The sequence below is a fragment of the Rhizobacter sp. genome (assembly GCF_031412495.1).
Taxonomy (GTDB): domain Bacteria; phylum Pseudomonadota; class Gammaproteobacteria; order Burkholderiales; family Burkholderiaceae_C; genus Schlegelella_A.
In genome coordinates, this window is record NZ_JANODC010000484.1 from 1 (window position 1) to 15,167 (window position 15,167).

The following is a 15,167-nucleotide window of genomic DNA, read 5'->3' on the forward strand; positions in this document are numbered from 1 at the left end:
TTCTCGACCCACTCGGCCGGCGGCATCTCGATGAACGACTTCGTCTGCGCCGCCAAGGCCGATGCCCTCGTCGCCTTCGTCGGCTGAGAACGGGCGGGTCGTCTCGGGTCATGGCCGGCACGTGGTCGTCGAGACCACCGAGGGCCGCCGCATCCTCTGCCACTCGCGCGGCAAGAAAAGCACGCTGGTCGTCGGCGACCTCGTCCGCTGGACGCCGACCGGCGACGAGGGCGTCGTCGACGCAACGCTGCCGCGGCGGAACTGCCTGCACCGGCAGGACGAGTGGAAGACGAAGGAGTTCGCGGCCAACATCGACCAGCTGCTCGTCGTCGTCGCGGCCGAGCCCATCTTCAGCGAATCGCAGCTGGCCCGGGCCCTGATCGCAGCGGGCGCGGCCGGCATCGAGGCAAGGATCGTCCTCAACAAGCGCGACCTGCCGGCCTTCGCCGCCGCCGAGGCACGTCTCGCGCCCTACGTCGCGATGGGCGTGGCGGTCATCGCCCTGGCGCTGAAGCAGAAGCCCGCCGAGGCCCGACGGGTGCTCGAGCCCGTGCTGGACGCCAAGGCCACGCTGGTGCTCGGCCCGAGCGGCGCGGGCAAGAGCACGCTCGTCAACCTGATGGTCGAGGACGCCCGCGTGCAGGTCGGCGAGATATCGCGCGCGCTCAACAGCGGCCGACACACCACGACGGCGACGCACTGGTACTGGCTCGACGCGCAGCGCACCAGCGCCCTCATCGACTCGCCTGGGTTCCAGGAGTTCGGCCTGCGCCACGTCGCCGCCGATCAGCTCGCGGCCCTGATGCCGGACATCGGCGGCCAGGCCGAATGCCGCTTCTACAACTGCACGCACCTTCACGAGCCCGGCTGCGGCGTGCTCGCGGCCCTGGCCCGGGGCGACATCGCCGAGTCGCGCTACCGCCTCTACGCCGAGATCCGCGCCGAGCTCGCTGCCTAGCGCCTCGTGATCAGCCGATGAGGTTGGCGAGCGAGAGCAGCGCGAGCAGGAGCATCCAGAGCACGACCGAGCGCCAGACCAGCGCGACGATGCTGCGCAGGTGGCCGAGTTGTGGCGGCACGCCGGGGGTCGAGCCCTCGGCATCGGCCGACAGCGGCGGCGCGCCCGACTCGAAGGTCTTGGCGCGGTCCGGAGTGATGCCCGGAGCCGAACCGCCCCCGAGCTGAACGCCCACGGCCCCCGCTGCGGCAGCGAGGATCACGCCTTCGTTGTCGTACTTCCAGAGTCCCGCGTCTCGGCGCCAGCCGTTCACAGCTTCCTCGAAGTTGCCGACGACCGCGAAGCCGGATGCCGTGAGGCGGGCCGGCACGTGGTCGAGCACCTGGAAGAGACGCAGCGACAAGGCCATGAGCCGCACGTTCATGGCGATGCCGCTGTCGCCGCTGCGGTAGGCCCAGTAGCGGCTCACGAACTCGGCGAGGCGGTAAAGCACCGCGCCGGCCGGCCCGAGGCCGAAGGTCGAGAGCAGCACGAACCAGAAGAAGACGCCGAACACGTGCCGGTGCGCCGCCAGCAGGGAGTGCTCGATGACGTGACGCAGGAACTCGGCCGCGGGCAACTCGCTCGCGTCGAGGTGACGCCACTCCGCCAGCAGCCGCCGCGCCTCGTGCTCGTCGCCGCGGTCGAGCGCCGTGCGGATGTCGGTGAAGTAGTGGCTGAATTGGCGAAAGCCGAGCGTCAGGTACAGGACGGCCACATTGAAGGCCAGGCCGAGCAGCGTGCTGACCTGCGTGAGGCCGGCGTAGAGGCCCCAGCAAACGAGCGCCGGGACCAGCACCGTGATGCACCAGACGACCCAGGCGTGGGCTTCGCGTCCGGCATCGAAGTTGCGGGCGGTGCCGCGAATCCACGCGGTCAGTGCATCATGAATCGGGTTGCCCCGCGGAAGGGGCTTGACCTGCTCGAGCAGTAGCGCAAACAGGACGGCGAAAAAACTCATCGCGGCCCATCATAGCGGCCGGGTCCGCGGCTCAGGCGGCGAGGAATCGGTAGAGGTTGCGCAGCATGGCCGCGGTCGCGCCCCAGATGAAGTAGCGCCGATGCTGCCCGTCGGCGCCGGGCCCGTGCCACGGGATCGACAGGAACTCGCGCCGATAGCCCGCCATCTCGACGGCATGGCGCTGATGATTCGCCGGGTTCATCAACCAGGCGAGCGGCACCTCGAAGACCTCGGCGACCTCGAACGGATCGGGCTGCAGCACCACGCCCGGCCGGACGAGGCCGACGACGGCGGTGACGACGAAGCCGGTGCTGGTGGTGTACGTCGGCAGGCTGCCCAGCACCTCGACTTCCGTGCGAGCCAGGCCGATCTCCTCGTGCGCCTCGCGCAAGGCCGTCGCCACCGCGTCGGCGTCGTGCGGCTCGGCGCGCCCGCCCGGGAAACTGATCTGGCTCGGATGGTCGTGGAGGTGGTCGGTGCGCCGCGTCAGCAGCACCGTCGGCTCGTCGCGAAGGACGAGCGGAACGAGGACCGACGCATCCGTGGGCGATCGCTCGACGATGCGGCTTTCGCCGACGATCTCGGGTCGCCACGCCGGCGGCTGGACGAAGCGCAGGCGCAGCGCAGCCGGGTCGATGCTCGCCGGCGAAACGGGGGGAAGGTGCGAATCGGACCCGAGGACGGCGACGTCCTCGGGCTGGAACGGCAGGCTCAGGCCAGCTTCTCTTTGATGCGGGCCGACTTGCCCGAGCGGCTGCGCAGGTAGTAGAGCTTCGCCCGGCGCACGTCGCCGCGCCGCTTCACCTCGATCGAGGCGATCAGCGGGCTGTAGGTCTGGAAGGTGCGCTCGACGCCCTCGCCGCTCGAGGTCTTGCGGACGATGAAGCTCGAGTTGAGGCTGCGGTTGCGCTTGGCGATGACCACGCCCTCGAACGCCTGCAGCCGCTTGCGCGTGCCTTCCACGACGCTGACGCTGACGATCACGGTGTCGCCGGGGGCGAACGAAGGAATGGTGCGGTTGAGGCGAGTAATTTCCTCGCGCTCGAGGGTCTGGATCAGATCCATGGGGGCTCCTGTCGATCGTGCGCGCGCTGTGGTGTTGGCACCGGGCCGATGGCCCGGTTGTTCGAAGCGGGCCGGTGGCCCTGGGCGGCAGAGGATCGGAAAACCCGGAATTATAGCTTTGGCGTCTGCCTCGCGGCCAGCACCGCTTCGTCGGCGGCGTCCAGCCGACCCTGCGCCCTCGCCAGCTCGATCAGGTCGGGACGGCGCTCACCGGTCGCCAGGAGCGCCTGATCGCGCCGCCAGCGCTCGATGGCGGCGTGGTGGCCGGAAAGCAGCACGTCGGGGACCGCGACCGCGCCTTGGCCGAGGTCGAGCCGTTCCGGACGGCTGTAGTGGGGGCAGTCGAGCAAGCCGTCGGAGAAGCTGTCCTGCTGGTGCGAGCGCGCATCGCCGAGCACGCCGGGCTGCAGCCGGGCGACGGCATCGAGGAGCACCAGCGCCGGCAGGTCGCCCCCCGACAGCACGTAGTCGCCGATGCTGAGCTCGAGGTCGACGCGGGCGTCGATGAAGCGCTGGTCGACGCCTTCGTAGCGGGCGCAGAGGAGGACGGCGCCGGGACCGGTCGCGAACCCGGCGACACGATCCTGGCGCAGCGGCTGGCCCGCCGGCGAGAAGTTGACCAGCGGCGCCGGGGCCGCCTCGGCGCGGGCGGCGCGAACGGCTGCCAGGGCGCGCTCCAGCGGTTCGACGAGCATCACCATGCCGGGCCCGCCGCCGTACGGCCGGTCGTCGACGCGGGCATGCGGCGGATCGCCGAAGTCGCGCAGGTTCCACAGGTGAAGCTCAACTTGCCCGGACTCGAACGCCCGCCTCGTCACGCCATGCGCCCGATGCGCCGCAAACAGCTCCGGGAAGAGCGTGACGACGTCGAAACGCATCAGTAGTCGCTCCCCCAGTCGACGACGATGCGGCGCAGTGCCGTGTCGACGCTGTCGACGTAGGCGGCGACAAATGGGATCAGCCGCTCCTCGGCGGCCGCTTCGGCGGCCTGCACGCGCAGCACGCTCTGCGGGCCGGTGTCGAGCAAGCCGACGACGGCCCCCAGGGTGGCGCCCTGGCGATCGAGGACGGTGCAGCCGATGAGGTCGGCCCAGTAGAACTCGTCGGCGCCGACGGCCGGAAAGCTCGACCGCGACACGAGAACGCGAGCGCCGCGCAGCGCCTCGGCCGCGTTGCGGTCGGCGATGCCGACAGCCTGGGCGACGAGCCCGTCGCCGTGCTCCCGCACTCGGGTGATCTCGAGCGATGCGGGGAGAGTCCCCGGCAGCGGCGACCGCTCCGGCGCCTGCAGGTGCCATCGGCGTGCCGCGCAAAGCGCCTCCGCAGGATCCGCGTAAGGGTGGACCTTGAACCAGCCCTGAAGCCCGTACGCCTCGCCGATTCGGCCGACCTCGAGGGCGTCGGAGGGCCTGGCTTCGGGCGGCTCCATCGCGACGGCAGGGACTCGACCGGACCTGCGGCGAGGCGGGCTGCCGTCCCGGCGTGTCAGGCGGCGCTTTTGGCCTGCTCGACGAGGCGCTGCACCGTGGGCGACATCTGCGCGCCGTGTCCGGTCCAGTGCTCGACACGGTCGAAGGCGATGCGCAAGGGTTGCTCGCTGCCCGACGCGACCGGGTTGTAGAAGCCGACGCGTTCGATGAATCGGCCGTCCCGGCGCAAGCGCGAGTCGGCGACGACGATGTTGAAGAAGGGGCGCTTCTTCGCCCCGCCGCGAGCCAGCCGGATGACGACCATGGTGTGTTCCTCGAGTAGCGAGACGGATCCCGCGAAAAACCGAGCATTATAAACTCGCCGCGCCTGCGCCCCGCCACCTCCTCCATGACCGCGCCCATCCACGTCCGCCCGAGCACCGCGGCCGACGTCGCTGCGGTGGCCGCCATCTACGCCTGGCATGTCGTGCACGGCACCGGTACCTTCGAGCTCGACGCGCCTGCCGAGGCCGAGATGGCGAGCCGCCGCCAGGCGGTGCTTGCGCACGGCCTGCCCTGGCTCGTCGTCGAGAGCGGCGGCGAGCTCCAGGGCTACGCGTACGCAGACGCCTTCCGGCCGCGGCCGGCCTACCGCTTCTGCCTGGAGGACTCCGTCTACCTGGCCCCGGAAGCGATCGGGCGCGGCTTTGGCCGGCTGCTCCTGGCCGAGCTGCTCGCCCGCTGCCAGGCCGCGGGTGCCCGGCAGATGCTCGCCGTCATCGGCGCCTCGGCCAACGCGGCGTCGATCGGCGTCCATCGCGCGCTGGGCTTCGAGCCCGCCGGCATCATCCGATCGGCGGGCTGGAAGTTCGGGCGTTGGCTCGACGTCGTGTTCATGCAGCGCAGCCTCGGCCTCGGGGCGAGCACAGCGCCCAGGCCATGAGCGCCGCCGCGGTCCGGCCTCGCTCGAAGGCGCTGGCCACCTGGGTCGCGCTGGTGGGCGGCAGCCTCGGCCTGCACCGCTTCTACCTGCATGGCCGCGGCGACCTCTGGGCCTGGGCCTACCCTCTCCCGACCCTCGCCGGCGCCTACGGCGTCTGGCGCATGCGCGAGTTCGGCGTCGACGATCGGCTCGGCAGCATGCTGGTGCCCCTGCTCGGCGTCACCCTCGTGGCTGCCATGCTCAGCGCCATCGTCTATGGCCTCACCGACGATGCCCGCTGGGCGGCGCGCCACGGGGCCGGGGTATCGGGCGGGCGATCGGCATGGCCGACGGTCCTCGGCGTCGCCATCGCCCTGGCCGCAGGAGCGACGGTCACGCTGGCGACCATCGCTTTCACCGCGCAGCGCTATTTCGAGTCGCTGGCACCCATCGGAAGCTGATCGGAAGAGCACCAGGCTGACGGCGTAGAAGGTCGCGCGAGCTTGAGAAAGCCTGCGACGACGACGGCCTGCCTCGGCTGGAGCACGCCGGTCGACACGGCGGTGCGATCGAGTTCGCCGCGCCGTGGAGCCGAGCGCGGGCCTGGACCTGAGCTCGGCAGACACAATCGCCGCACCTGAAGAACGGAGTGACGGTGCCCGCTGAGCTCGAAGCCAACTCGCCCCCGGCGACCGACACGGCCCTGATCGTGCGGGGGCTGGAGTGCCGCCGCGGCGAACGTCCGCTCTTCACCGGGCTCGACTTCACCGCCGCCGCGGGCGCCATCGTCTGGGTTCGCGGCGCCAATGGCCGGGGCAAGACGACCCTGCTGCGCACGCTCGCCGGCCTGTCGGCACCGGCCGCGGGGACGATCGTCCGCCGTGGTGCCGCGGCGACCGGGCGCCCGCTCTACCTGGCGCATGCGAACGCGCTGAAGGACGATCTGACCGTCGGCGAATCCCTGGCCTTCCTGATCGGCCTTCACGGCGACGAGGTCCGGCCGGAAGCGCTCGCCGCCGCGCTCGAACGCTTCGGCATGGCATCGCGGCGCGACGCGCCCGTCCGCACCCTGTCGCAGGGGCAGCGGCGCCGGGTCGCCCTGGCCCGCCTGGCGGCATCCGCGCGGCCGGCGCTCTGGCTCCTCGACGAGCCCTACGACGCGCTCGACGCGGACGGCGTCGCCACCCTCGACGCACTGCTGGCCGCCCATGCGGGCGGCGGCGGCACCGTCGTGCTGACGAGCCACCTGCCGCTGTCGATCGCCATGCCGGCGCCTTCGGTCGTCCAGCTCGAGACAGCAGCCCGGGCCGACGGCCTGGACGCCATCGAGCCGGCCGCGGCATGAGCGGCGCGTTCGCGGTCCTGCTGGCACGCGATCTTCGCCTGGCCGCGCGGCGGCGCAGCGAGGCGCTGCTGCCGATCGGCTTCTTCACCGTCGCCATCAGCCTCTTCCCGCTCGGCGTCGGCCCCGAGGCGGCGACCCTGCGCCTGATCGCGCCGGGCGTGATCTGGGTCGCGGCCCTGCTGGCGGCGATGCTGTCGGTGGGCCAGCTCTACGCCGCCGACCTGGCCGACGGCTCGCTCGAGCAGATGCTGCTCGCCGATCCGTCGCGGCTGCGCATCGCGGTGGCGAAGGCAGCGTCGCACTGGCTGCTGACCGGCTTGCCGCTGGCGATCGCCGCGCCGGTGTTCGGATTGATGCTCGGGCTTGCGGGGCCCTCGATCCTCGCTCTCGTCGTGACCCTCCTGCTCGGCACCCCGGTCCTCAGCCTGTTCGGCGGCCTCGGCGCGGCCCTGACGCTCGGCCTGCGCGGCGGCGCCGTGCTGCTGATCGTGCTGATCGTGCCGCTCTGCGTGCCGGTGCTGATCTTCGGCGCCGGCGCGGTCGCCGCGGTCGAGGCGGGCCTCGGCATGCGCGGGCATCTCTCGCTGCTGGGCGCCCTGCTCATCGTCACCGCCCTGCTCGCGCCGCTCGCCACCGCCGCGGCCTTGCGGATCGCCACGGAATAGCCGGCAGCGGGTCGAGCCGGCAATATCCGGCGCCGCGACCCGCGATGGCGCTGGCCCGACAATACGGGCCGCATTCATGATCACCCGCCTCCCTTTCTTCCAGTTCGCCGCACCCTCCCGCTTCTACGCGTTCGCGGGCCGGATCGTCCCCTGGTGCTGGGCCGCCGCCGCTGCGCTGGCCGCGGCCGGCCTCTACATCGGCTTCTTCCGCGCCCCGACCGACGCGACGCAAGGCGAGGCTTACCGGATCATCTACATCCACGTCCCCGCGGCCTGGATGTCGATGCTGCTCTACCTCGCGATGGCGTTCTGGGCCGCCATCGGCTGGGCCTTCAACGCCAGGCTGGCGTCGATGCTGGCGCGGGCCATCGCGCCGACCGGAGCGATGTTCACGGTGCTGGCCCTGTGGACCGGCGCGATCTGGGGCAAGCCGACCTGGGGCACCTGGTGGGTCTGGGATGCGCGGTTGACATCGGAGCTGATCCTGCTCTTCCTGTACGCGGGCTTCCTGGCCATCGTCGCGGCCATCGACGACCCACGCCGTGCCGACAAGGCCGGCGCCCTGGTCGCCATCGTCGGCAGCGTCAACGTGCCCGTCATCTAGTTCTCGGTGCGCTGGTGGAACACGCTGCACCAGGGCGCCAGCGTCAGCGTCACGGCCGCCCCGACAATGGCCAGCACCATGCTCACCGCCATGCTGCTCATGACCTTCGCCTTCTGGGCCTACGCCTTCGCCGTCGTCTTCACACGGACGCGGGCCATCGTTCTCGAGCGCGAACAGCACGCGCGCTGGGCGGGCCAGGTGGCGCAGCGCCCGGCCCAGGCCGCCTCGGGAGCCACGACATGAACTGGAACAGCGCCTCCGAATTCTTCGCCATGGGCGGCTACGGGCTCTACGTGTGGGGTGCCTATGCCGTCACCGCGGCGTGCATGGTCGCCGAACCGGTGCTCGTCGGCTGGCGGCATCGGCAGGCCCGCCGCACGGCGGGCGGAGGCGCATCATGAAGCCGCGCCACAAGCGCCTGGCGATCGTCGCCGGCGTCCTCGTCGCCGTCGGGGCCGCTGCAGCGCTCGTCCTCGACGCCTTCCAGAGCAACCTGGTCTTCTTCTATTCGCCGACACAGATCGTCGCCAACGAGGCGCCGGTAGCGCGCACCTTCCGCGTCGGCGGCCTGGTCCGCGAAGGCACCGTCAAGCGCGAGGGCACGCGGGTCGACTTCGTCGTCACGGATACCGCCAGGGACATTCCGGTGCGCTACGAAGGCATCCTCCCCGACCTGTTCAAGGAGGGCAAGGGCGTGGTCGCGCAGGGCCAGCTGAAGGACGGCGTCTTCTTCGCCCGCGAGGTGCTCGCCAAGCACGACGAGAACTACATGCCGCCCGAGGCGGCCGAGGCCCTGAAGAAGGCGCAGCAGGGCAACCCGAAGCTCGCCGAGACGATGAGCGGCGGCGCGCCCAAATGAGACTGCCGTGATTCCGGAACTCGGTCACTTCCTGCTCTGGCTCGCGCTCGGCCTGTCGGCCGTGCTCGGCACGCTGCCGCTCGTCGGCGCGGCGAAGAACCGTGCCGACTGGATGGCGGTGGCGCGGCCGTCCGCGCGCGCCCTGTTCGCGCTGGTGGCGCTGTCGTTCGTCTGCCTCACGGCGGCCTTCGTCGGCAACGACTTCTCGGTCCTCTACGTCGCCTCGAACTCGAACCGCTTGCTGCCGCTGCACTACCGCATCAGCGCGGTCTGGGGCGGCCACGAAGGCTCCATGCTGCTGTGGGTGCTGATGCTCGCGTTCTGGACCGTCGCCGTCGCCACCTTCAGCCGGCACCTGCCGGACAAGGTCATCGCCCGCATCCTCGCGGTGATGGGCTGGCTGTCGTTCGGCTTCCTGCTCTTCCTGCTCGCGACTTCGAACCCCTTCGACCGCCTGGTCCCCGCAGCCGCCGAAGGCCGCGACCTCAACCCGCTGCTGCAGGACCCGGGCATGGTGATCCACCCGCCGATGCTCTACATGGGCTACGTCGGCCTGTCGGTGGCGTTCGCCTTCGCCGTCGCGGCATTGATCGGCGGCAACCTCGACGCGACCTGGGCCCGCTGGACGCGGCCCTGGACCACGGCCGCCTGGATCTTCCTGACCCTCGGCATCGCGCTCGGCAGCGGCTGGGCCTACTACGAGCTCGGTTGGGGCGGCTGGTGGTTCTGGGACCCGGTCGAGAACGCATCGTTCATGCCGTGGCTGGTGGCCACCGCATTGATCCACTCGCTGGCCGTCACCGAGAAGCGGGGCGCCTTCAAGTCGTGGACCGTGCTGCTCGCGATCATGGCCTTCTCGCTGTCGCTGCTCGGCACCTTCCTGGTCCGCTCGGGCGTGCTCTCGTCGGTGCATGCCTTCGCCACCGACCCGAGCCGGGGCCTGTTCATCCTCGCCTTCCTCGTCGTCGTGATCGGCGCCTCGCTCGGCCTCTATGCCTGGCGCGCGCCGAGCGTCGGCCTGGGCGCGCGCTTCGCCCTCCTCTCGCGCGAGAGCCTGCTGCTGGCCAACAACGTGCTGCTCGTCGTCGCCTGCGGCGCGGTCCTCCTCGGCACGCTCTACCCGCTGGCGCTCGATGCGATGAACCTCGGCAAGATCTCGGTCGGGCCGCCCTACTTCGACACCGTCTTCGTGCCCTTGCTGACGCCGCTCGTGTTCCTGATGGGCGTCGGGCCCCTGGCGCGCTGGAAGGCCGCCGAGCTGCCCGACCTGGCGACGCGCCTGCGCTGGGCCGCCGGCGTGGCGGTCGTCGCGACCATCGTCGCCGCCTGGCTGCAGGGCGGCGTCGGCATCGTCGCGGCGACCGGCCTGCTGATGGCGTTCTGGATCGTCGCCTCGCTCTCCACCGACCTCGTCGAGCGCCTGCGACCCACGGGCGGCCTGCACCGGGGGGTCGTGCACCGGGCCCGCCAGATCCCGCGCTCGGTGGCGGGGATGATGCTGGCGCACCTCGGCATCGCCATCTTCATCTTCGGCGTCACGATGGTCCGCACCGGCGAGGTCGAGCGCGACGTCCGCATGAACATCGGCGACAGCACGGAGGTCAAGGGAACGGTCTTCACCTTCCGCGGCACGCGCGAGCTGCAGGGGCCGAACTACCGCGCGGTCCGCGGCGACATCGAGGTGACCAAGGGCGGCCGCCGCATCGTCACCCTGCACCCCGAGAAGCGCTTTCACCCCGCCTCGCAGTCGACGATGACCGAGGCCGACATCGACGTCGGCTTCACGCGCGACCTTTACGTGTCGCTCGGCGAGGCGGTCGGCGGCGGCGCCTGGATCGTGCGCATCTACGTCAAGCCCTTCATCGACTGGATCTGGGGCGGCTGCCTCGTGATGGCGCTCGGCGGCCTGCTCGCGGCGACCGACCGGCGCTACCGCGCCCGCGTGCGCCAGACCGGCGCCGCCCCGGCCGCGGGAGCCGCGGCCGCATGAAGCGCCTCTGGTTCCTGATCCCGCTCGCCGCCTTCCTCGCCCTCGCCGTCATCCTGGCCATCGGGCTGAAGCGCGACCCGCGCGAGGTGCCGTCGCCTCTGATCGGCAAGCCGGCGCCGCGCTTCGCCCTGCCGCGCCTCGACGATCCATCGAAGACGATCCGCCTCGAAGAACTGCGCGGCAAGGTCTGGATTCTTAACGTCTGGGCCTCGTGGTGCGTCGCCTGCCGCGAGGAGCATCCGCTGCTGATGGAGTTCGCCAAGAAGGGCCTGGCGCCGATCTACGGCCTCGACTACAAGGACGAGCGCGCCGACGCGACGGCCTGGCTGGCGCGCTTCGGCAACCCGTACGAGGCATCGCTCGTCGACGCCGACGGCCGCGTCGGCATCGACTTCGGCGTCTACGGCGTGCCCGAAACCTTCGTCATCGACCGCGACGGCATCATCCGGCTCAAGCACATCGGCCCGCTCACGCCGCACGTGCTCGCGACGAGGATCGAGCCGCTGCTCAGGAAGCTCGACCTGTAGTGCGCCGCTGCGTCGCCTTCTTCTTCGCCGGTCTCGTCGCCCTCTGCGCCGCGGCCCGGGAAGCGCAGCCGGCAGCGGCCGACCCGGCGCTGGAGGCGCGGATGCTGCGCATTGCCGCCGAGCTGCGCTGCCTCGTGTGCCAGAACCAGACCATCGCCGACTCGGACGCGTCGCTGGCGGTCGACCTGCGCCGCGAGACGCGCGAGATGCTGAAGCAGGGCAAGAGCGATCGCGAGGTCATCGACTACATGACGGCTCGATACGGCGACTTCGTCCTCTACCGTCCGCCGCTCAAGGCGACGACGGCGCTGCTCTGGTTCGGCCCGGCCGTGCTGCTGCTCGGGGGCGGTGGGGTGCTGATCCTGGTGCTGCGCCGGCGCAGCCGGCTCGGTGCCGAGGTCTTCGAGCCGGACCTCGACGACGACGACGGCGACGTGGACCCGCCGGCGGCGCGGCCGGCCGGCGTCCGATGAGCGACGTGCAGGCGGCCGACCCGGATGCGAGCGGAAGCAGCGGCGCCCGGAGCCCCGCACCGCAGGCGCGGCCTTCGCGCGCCCTGATCGCCAGCATCGTCGCGGCGGTGGTCGCCGTCGCCGTCGCCGGTTATGCCAGGACCGGCTCGCCGCAGCTGGCCGGGCTCGGCGGCCGGGCAGCGCCGGCCGCCGCCACACCAGCGGCGGCCGGAAGCCAGCCGGGCGGCGATGCGGCCGCGATCGCCGCCCGGCAACGCAGCCTCGAGCAGATCGCGTCGATGGTCGACACGCTCGCCGAGCGCATGAAGAGCCGCCCCGACGACGCCGAGGGCTGGACCATGCTGGCCCGCTCGTACACCCTCGTCGGCCGCTTCGCCGAGTCGCTGCCCGCCTACCGGCGCGCCAGCGAGTTGCAGCCGGCCAACGCCGGGCTGCTTGCCGATCACGCGGACGCCAGCGCGGCCAGCCAGGGCACCCTCGCCAACCCGGAGACGATGCAGCTCCTCGAGCGGGCGCTGGCCATCGATCCGCAGCAGCCGAAGGCCCTGGCCCTGGCCGGCACCCTGGCCTACGAGCGCGGCGACTTCGCCGCCGCCGCCGGGCACTGGCAAAGGATCGTCGACGCCCTGCCGCCGGGCAGCGAGATGGCGCAACAGGTGCGGGCCGGGATCGCCGAGGCGCGCCAGCGCGCCGCCGGCGCGGCAGCATCCGGACCGGCAGCCGCCACCCCGCCGAGGACCGCGGCAGCATCGACGCCGGCGCCCAGGCGCACGACCGCCGCGACCTCGGCTCCGGCCGCGGCGAGCACCGCGATCACCGGCACCGTGACCCTCGCACCGGCGTTGGCGGGCAAGGCGGCGCCCGACGACACCGTCTTCGTCTTCGCCCGCGCCAGCGAAGGCGCGCGCATGCCGCTGGCCATCGTGCGCGCCCGCGTCGCCGACCTGCCGCTCGCCTTCACCCTCGACGACTCCTCGGCGATGTCTCCGGCGGCACGCCTGTCGGGCGCGACGAGCGTCGTCATCGCTGCGCGCATCAGCAGGACCGGCAATGCCATGCCGCAGCCGGGTGACCTGACCGGCGAGTCGGCGCCGGTGCCGCCGGGAACGCGCGACCTGTCGATCCGCATCGACCGCTCGGTCGAGAATCGCTGAGCGCAGGCACGCGCGCGTCCGGTCCGCTCAGTTGCGCGTGTCCACAACGAAGTCGGCGACGTCGGGTAGGGTGACGAACAGGCGATCGGGCCGTGCGCTCTCGATCGGCTCGCCGCCGTTGTAGCCGTAGGGCACGGCCCAGGCCGCGATGCCGGCGTTCCGTGCAGTCTGGACGTCGGTCGCCGAGTCGCCGACATGCGCCATCGTCGAGGCGGTGCCGCGAAGCGCCTGCAGCACGCGTTCGACCACGCGCCGGTCGGGCTTGCGTACCGGCAGGGTGTCGCCGCCGACGAGCACCTCGAAGAAGGCATCGATGCGCACCGCCTCGAGGATGATCCGGCTGTGGCGCTCGTCCTTGTTGGTCAGGCAGGCCAGGCGGATCCCGGCCGCACGCAGCCGCTCCAGGGTGACGACGCAGCCGTCGTAGGCCCGGCAGGAGCTGCCGGCGACGGCGGCGTAGTGGAAGGAAAAGCGCGCCCGCAGGGTCTCGACGTCGACCGCCGCATTGGCCTCGGGTGCCGAACGCAGCAGGCGCAGCATCAGCTCGCGGCTGCCGGCGCCGATCAGCTTCTCGATTGCCGGCAGCGGCCGCGGGGCCAGCCCGACTTCGCGCAGGGCGAGGTTGGCGGCCTCGGCGATCTCCCCCGCCGTGTCGACCAGGGTGCCGTCGAGATCAAAGCTGACGATCGTCGGCCGCGGCGCCGTCATTGCAGCGGTGTCGCTGCGTCGAGGCTGTCGCGCCGGCCCTCGAAACGCTCGAGGCGCTCGATCAGATGGTCGAGGTCGAGCTCGCGCTCGACGAAGTTGACACGCTCGGTGTCGACAGCGAAGACCGGTGCCCCCCGGTAGGAATGGAAGTGCTCGGCATAGGCGTCGCACAGGCGCGCCAGGTAGGCGGCGTCGATGGCGCGCTCCATGGCGATGCCGCGCCGGCGCACCCGCCCGAGCAGCGTCTCGGGCGATGCCTGCAGCCAGAGGACGAGGTCGGGCTCGCGCACCTGCGTGGCGACCTGCGCGTACATCTGCGCATAGAGGCGATGCTCCTCGTCGCTGAGGGTCAGGCGGGCGAAGAGCGCGTCCTTGGCGAGCATGAAGTCGCTGACGACGGCGGCGCCGAACACGTCGGGCTGGGCGATCGCCTGCACCTGCTTCTGGCGCTGGAACAGGAAGAAGAGCTGGGTCTGGAACGCGTAGCCGGCCATGTCGGCATAGAAGCGGTCGAGGAACGGATTCTCGGCCGGGCGCTCGAGCATGAGCTCGGCACCGAGCCGGTCGGCGAGCTTGCGCGCGAGGGAGGTCTTGCCGGCCCCGATCGGGCCCTCGATGGCGATGTGCCGGAAGCGGGCGAGCGGCAGGCTCATGCGGAGCGGAACACGAAGTACACGGCGCCGAGCATGCCGGGGCCGGCGCAGAGTAAGTCGAGACGAAGGGGATGTTTCATGAAGAAGAACGCGAAGGGAACGAAGACGAGCAGCGTGATCACCTCCTGGAGGATCTTCAGCTAGGCGGGCGTCATGAAGACGTTCGAGGCCGTGAGCACGAGGATGGTGTTGGCCGGGGCGGTCAGTGAATCGCTCATCGGGGCAGTCTAGGGTCTGCCGACCTAGGTCAACAGAGCCTAGCGACAGCCTGCGATACGACACCGGGCAGCAGGTCGGCAGCGCGGCCGAGGCCCGGAATCACGATGTCCGGAGCGACCTCGAGCAGCGGCACGAGCACGAACGCGCGCTCGTGCAGGCGCGGGTGGGGGACGACCAGGCCGTCGCCGTCGATCCCCTCTGCACCGTAGAGCAGCAGGTCCAGGTCGAGCGTGCGCGGCGCGTTGCGCCCGCTGCGCTCGCGGCCGTGCTGCGCCTCGATGCGGTGCAGGTGCGCCAGCAGCGCCGGCGCGGCGAGCGTCGTCTCGAGGGCGGCGACGGCGTTCACGAAGTCGGGTCCGGCGGCATCGACGGGGGCGGAGCGATAAAACGAGGACCGCGCCAGGAGACACGTGCCCGGCAGGGCCGCCAGCGCGTCGAAGGCCGCGTCGAGAACGGCCGCGCTCGCGCCCAGGTTCGAGCCCAGGCCGACGTGGACGATGACCGCCGAAGACGTGCGGTGCACGGCGGGTGGCGTTCGCGCTGCCTACGCGTTGCCGGAGCCGCCGCCGTCGGGAGGCGCCCCCTCGGCGGCGCCCGCGGGCCGGCGCCGCCGCCG

The 15,167-nt window shown here is 71.7% G+C and carries 20 protein-coding genes and 2 pseudogenes; 12 read left to right on the top strand and 10 right to left on the bottom strand.

The window, feature by feature from the left end:
* The first annotated feature begins 61 nt into the window (after window positions 1-61).
* Window positions 62-958: a ribosome small subunit-dependent GTPase A gene (gene rsgA / locus AC30N0_RS18025; protein ID WP_489519266.1), complete on the top strand. Its 897-nt coding sequence runs from the start codon at window positions 62-64 to the stop codon at window positions 956-958.
* 10 nt (window positions 959-968) lie between these two features.
* Here rsgA and AC30N0_RS18030 read toward each other — a convergent pair whose 3' ends face one another.
* From AC30N0_RS18030 to rpsP, 6 genes are all read right to left on the bottom strand, one after another.
* Window positions 969-1,958 (bottom strand): CobD/CbiB family protein, encoded by a 990-nt coding sequence (locus AC30N0_RS18030; RefSeq protein WP_489519267.1) that lies wholly within the window; start codon window positions 1,956-1,958, stop codon window positions 969-971.
* Window positions 1,959-1,989: 31 nt separating this feature from the next.
* Window positions 1,990-2,673 (bottom strand): CoA pyrophosphatase, encoded by a 684-nt coding sequence (locus AC30N0_RS18035; protein WP_489519285.1) that lies wholly within the window; start codon window positions 2,671-2,673, stop codon window positions 1,990-1,992.
* Window positions 2,670-3,023 carry a 50S ribosomal protein L19 gene (rplS, locus tag AC30N0_RS18040; protein WP_489519268.1) on the bottom strand — a complete coding sequence of 118 codons (354 nt, stop codon included), beginning with the start codon at window positions 3,021-3,023 and terminating at the stop codon, window positions 2,670-2,672. The genes AC30N0_RS18035 and rplS overlap by 4 nt, the downstream gene beginning before the upstream one ends.
* Before the next feature lie 110 nt (window positions 3,024-3,133).
* On the bottom strand, window positions 3,134-3,901 hold the full coding sequence (trmD, locus tag AC30N0_RS18045; protein ID WP_489519269.1) for a tRNA (guanosine(37)-N1)-methyltransferase TrmD: 768 nt from the start codon (window positions 3,899-3,901) through the stop codon (window positions 3,134-3,136).
* Window positions 3,901-4,452, bottom strand: coding sequence for a ribosome maturation factor RimM (rimM, locus tag AC30N0_RS18050; protein WP_489519270.1), 552 nt, complete (start codon window positions 4,450-4,452; stop codon window positions 3,901-3,903). Before rimM ends, trmD begins: the two co-directional genes overlap by 1 nt.
* A 56-nt stretch (window positions 4,453-4,508) precedes the next feature.
* Entirely contained in the window at window positions 4,509-4,757 is a 249-nt protein-coding gene (gene rpsP / locus AC30N0_RS18055) for a 30S ribosomal protein S16 (protein ID WP_489519271.1), read from the bottom strand.
* An 84-nt stretch (window positions 4,758-4,841) separates the two neighbouring features.
* On the opposite strand from rpsP, the gene AC30N0_RS18060 reads away from it, so the two are divergent.
* The 11 genes and pseudogenes from AC30N0_RS18060 to AC30N0_RS18110 all read left to right on the top strand — a co-directional run bounded on the left by AC30N0_RS18060 (window position 4,842) and on the right by AC30N0_RS18110 (window position 12,971).
* Window positions 4,842-5,375, top strand: coding sequence for a GNAT family N-acetyltransferase (locus AC30N0_RS18060; RefSeq protein WP_489519272.1), 534 nt, complete (start codon window positions 4,842-4,844; stop codon window positions 5,373-5,375).
* Window positions 5,372-5,815 (top strand): hypothetical protein, encoded by a 444-nt coding sequence (locus AC30N0_RS18065; protein WP_489519273.1) that lies wholly within the window; start codon window positions 5,372-5,374, stop codon window positions 5,813-5,815. Before AC30N0_RS18060 ends, AC30N0_RS18065 begins: the two co-directional genes overlap by 4 nt.
* A gap of 194 nt (window positions 5,816-6,009) precedes the next feature.
* Window positions 6,010-6,699: a cytochrome c biogenesis heme-transporting ATPase CcmA gene (gene ccmA / locus AC30N0_RS18070; RefSeq protein ID WP_489519274.1), complete on the top strand. Its 690-nt coding sequence runs from the start codon at window positions 6,010-6,012 to the stop codon at window positions 6,697-6,699.
* Complete coding sequence (gene ccmB, locus AC30N0_RS18075) at window positions 6,696-7,364, top strand: heme exporter protein CcmB (protein ID WP_489519275.1); 669 nt, start codon at window positions 6,696-6,698, stop codon at window positions 7,362-7,364. Before ccmA ends, ccmB begins: the two co-directional genes overlap by 4 nt.
* A gap of 76 nt (window positions 7,365-7,440) precedes the next feature.
* A pseudogene (ccmC, locus tag AC30N0_RS18080) lies at window positions 7,441-8,211 on the top strand (heme ABC transporter permease CcmC).
* Window positions 8,208-8,369 (top strand): heme exporter protein CcmD, encoded by a 162-nt coding sequence (ccmD, locus tag AC30N0_RS18085; protein ID WP_489519276.1) that lies wholly within the window; start codon window positions 8,208-8,210, stop codon window positions 8,367-8,369. The pseudogene ccmC and the gene ccmD overlap by 4 nt, the downstream one beginning before the upstream one ends.
* Window positions 8,366-8,827, top strand: a complete 462-nt coding sequence (ccmE, locus tag AC30N0_RS18090; protein WP_489519277.1) for a cytochrome c maturation protein CcmE — start codon at window positions 8,366-8,368, stop codon at window positions 8,825-8,827. The genes ccmD and ccmE overlap by 4 nt, the downstream gene beginning before the upstream one ends.
* A gap of 7 nt (window positions 8,828-8,834) precedes the next feature.
* Window positions 8,835-10,817 carry a heme lyase CcmF/NrfE family subunit gene (locus AC30N0_RS18095; protein ID WP_489519278.1) on the top strand — a complete coding sequence of 661 codons (1,983 nt, stop codon included), beginning with the start codon at window positions 8,835-8,837 and terminating at the stop codon, window positions 10,815-10,817.
* Complete coding sequence (locus tag AC30N0_RS18100) at window positions 10,814-11,344, top strand: DsbE family thiol:disulfide interchange protein (protein ID WP_489519279.1); 531 nt, start codon at window positions 10,814-10,816, stop codon at window positions 11,342-11,344. Before AC30N0_RS18095 ends, AC30N0_RS18100 begins: the two co-directional genes overlap by 4 nt.
* Window positions 11,344-11,817, top strand: coding sequence for a cytochrome c-type biogenesis protein (locus AC30N0_RS18105; protein ID WP_489519280.1), 474 nt, complete (start codon window positions 11,344-11,346; stop codon window positions 11,815-11,817). The genes AC30N0_RS18100 and AC30N0_RS18105 overlap by 1 nt, the downstream gene beginning before the upstream one ends.
* Entirely contained in the window at window positions 11,814-12,971 is a 1,158-nt protein-coding gene (locus AC30N0_RS18110) for a tetratricopeptide repeat protein (protein ID WP_489519281.1), read from the top strand. The genes AC30N0_RS18105 and AC30N0_RS18110 overlap by 4 nt, the downstream gene beginning before the upstream one ends.
* 27 nt (window positions 12,972-12,998) lie before the next feature.
* Here AC30N0_RS18110 and gph read toward each other — a convergent pair whose 3' ends face one another.
* The 4 genes and pseudogenes from gph to folK all read right to left on the bottom strand — a co-directional run bounded on the left by gph (window position 12,999) and on the right by folK (window position 15,074).
* The gene (gph, locus tag AC30N0_RS18115; protein ID WP_489519282.1) at window positions 12,999-13,679 is read right to left on the bottom strand and encodes a phosphoglycolate phosphatase; all 681 of its coding nucleotides are present in this window, start codon (window positions 13,677-13,679) and stop codon (window positions 12,999-13,001) included.
* Window positions 13,676-14,332 carry a deoxynucleoside kinase gene (locus tag AC30N0_RS18120; protein ID WP_489519283.1) on the bottom strand — a complete coding sequence of 219 codons (657 nt, stop codon included), beginning with the start codon at window positions 14,330-14,332 and terminating at the stop codon, window positions 13,676-13,678. The genes gph and AC30N0_RS18120 overlap by 4 nt, the downstream gene beginning before the upstream one ends.
* A pseudogene (locus AC30N0_RS18125) lies at window positions 14,329-14,472 on the bottom strand (DMT family protein); the annotation flags it as partial. The gene AC30N0_RS18120 and the pseudogene AC30N0_RS18125, both read right to left, overlap by 4 nt.
* Window positions 14,473-14,579: 107 nt before the next feature.
* Window positions 14,580-15,074, bottom strand: coding sequence for a 2-amino-4-hydroxy-6-hydroxymethyldihydropteridine diphosphokinase (folK, locus tag AC30N0_RS18130; protein WP_489519284.1), 495 nt, complete (start codon window positions 15,072-15,074; stop codon window positions 14,580-14,582).
* Window positions 15,075-15,167 lie beyond the last annotated feature (93 nt).

What these genes read in the sequence shown, in the direction of transcription:
- rsgA (WP_489519266.1), top strand. Translation starts at nt 62, where the DNA reads ATGCCCTCGTCGCCTTCGTCGGCTGAGAACGGGCGGGTCGTCTCGGGT.
- AC30N0_RS18030 (WP_489519267.1), bottom strand. Translation starts at nt 1,958, where the DNA reads ATGAGTTTTTTCGCCGTCCTGTTTGCGCTACTGCTCGAGCAGGTCAAG.
- rplS (WP_489519268.1), bottom strand. Translation starts at nt 3,023, where the DNA reads ATGGATCTGATCCAGACCCTCGAGCGCGAGGAAATTACTCGCCTCAAC.
- trmD (WP_489519269.1), bottom strand. Translation starts at nt 3,901, where the DNA reads ATGCGTTTCGACGTCGTCACGCTCTTCCCGGAGCTGTTTGCGGCGCAT.
- rimM (WP_489519270.1), bottom strand. Translation starts at nt 4,452, where the DNA reads ATGGAGCCGCCCGAAGCCAGGCCCTCCGACGCCCTCGAGGTCGGCCGA.
- rpsP (WP_489519271.1), bottom strand. Translation starts at nt 4,757, where the DNA reads ATGGTCGTCATCCGGCTGGCTCGCGGCGGGGCGAAGAAGCGCCCCTTC.
- AC30N0_RS18060 (WP_489519272.1), top strand. Translation starts at nt 4,842, where the DNA reads ATGACCGCGCCCATCCACGTCCGCCCGAGCACCGCGGCCGACGTCGCT.
- AC30N0_RS18065 (WP_489519273.1), top strand. Translation starts at nt 5,372, where the DNA reads ATGAGCGCCGCCGCGGTCCGGCCTCGCTCGAAGGCGCTGGCCACCTGG.
- ccmB (WP_489519275.1), top strand. Translation starts at nt 6,696, where the DNA reads ATGAGCGGCGCGTTCGCGGTCCTGCTGGCACGCGATCTTCGCCTGGCC.
- ccmD (WP_489519276.1), top strand. Translation starts at nt 8,208, where the DNA reads ATGAACTGGAACAGCGCCTCCGAATTCTTCGCCATGGGCGGCTACGGG.
- ccmE (WP_489519277.1), top strand. Translation starts at nt 8,366, where the DNA reads ATGAAGCCGCGCCACAAGCGCCTGGCGATCGTCGCCGGCGTCCTCGTC.
- AC30N0_RS18100 (WP_489519279.1), top strand. Translation starts at nt 10,814, where the DNA reads ATGAAGCGCCTCTGGTTCCTGATCCCGCTCGCCGCCTTCCTCGCCCTC.
- AC30N0_RS18110 (WP_489519281.1), top strand. Translation starts at nt 11,814, where the DNA reads ATGAGCGACGTGCAGGCGGCCGACCCGGATGCGAGCGGAAGCAGCGGC.
- gph (WP_489519282.1), bottom strand. Translation starts at nt 13,679, where the DNA reads ATGACGGCGCCGCGGCCGACGATCGTCAGCTTTGATCTCGACGGCACC.
- AC30N0_RS18120 (WP_489519283.1), bottom strand. Translation starts at nt 14,332, where the DNA reads ATGAGCCTGCCGCTCGCCCGCTTCCGGCACATCGCCATCGAGGGCCCG.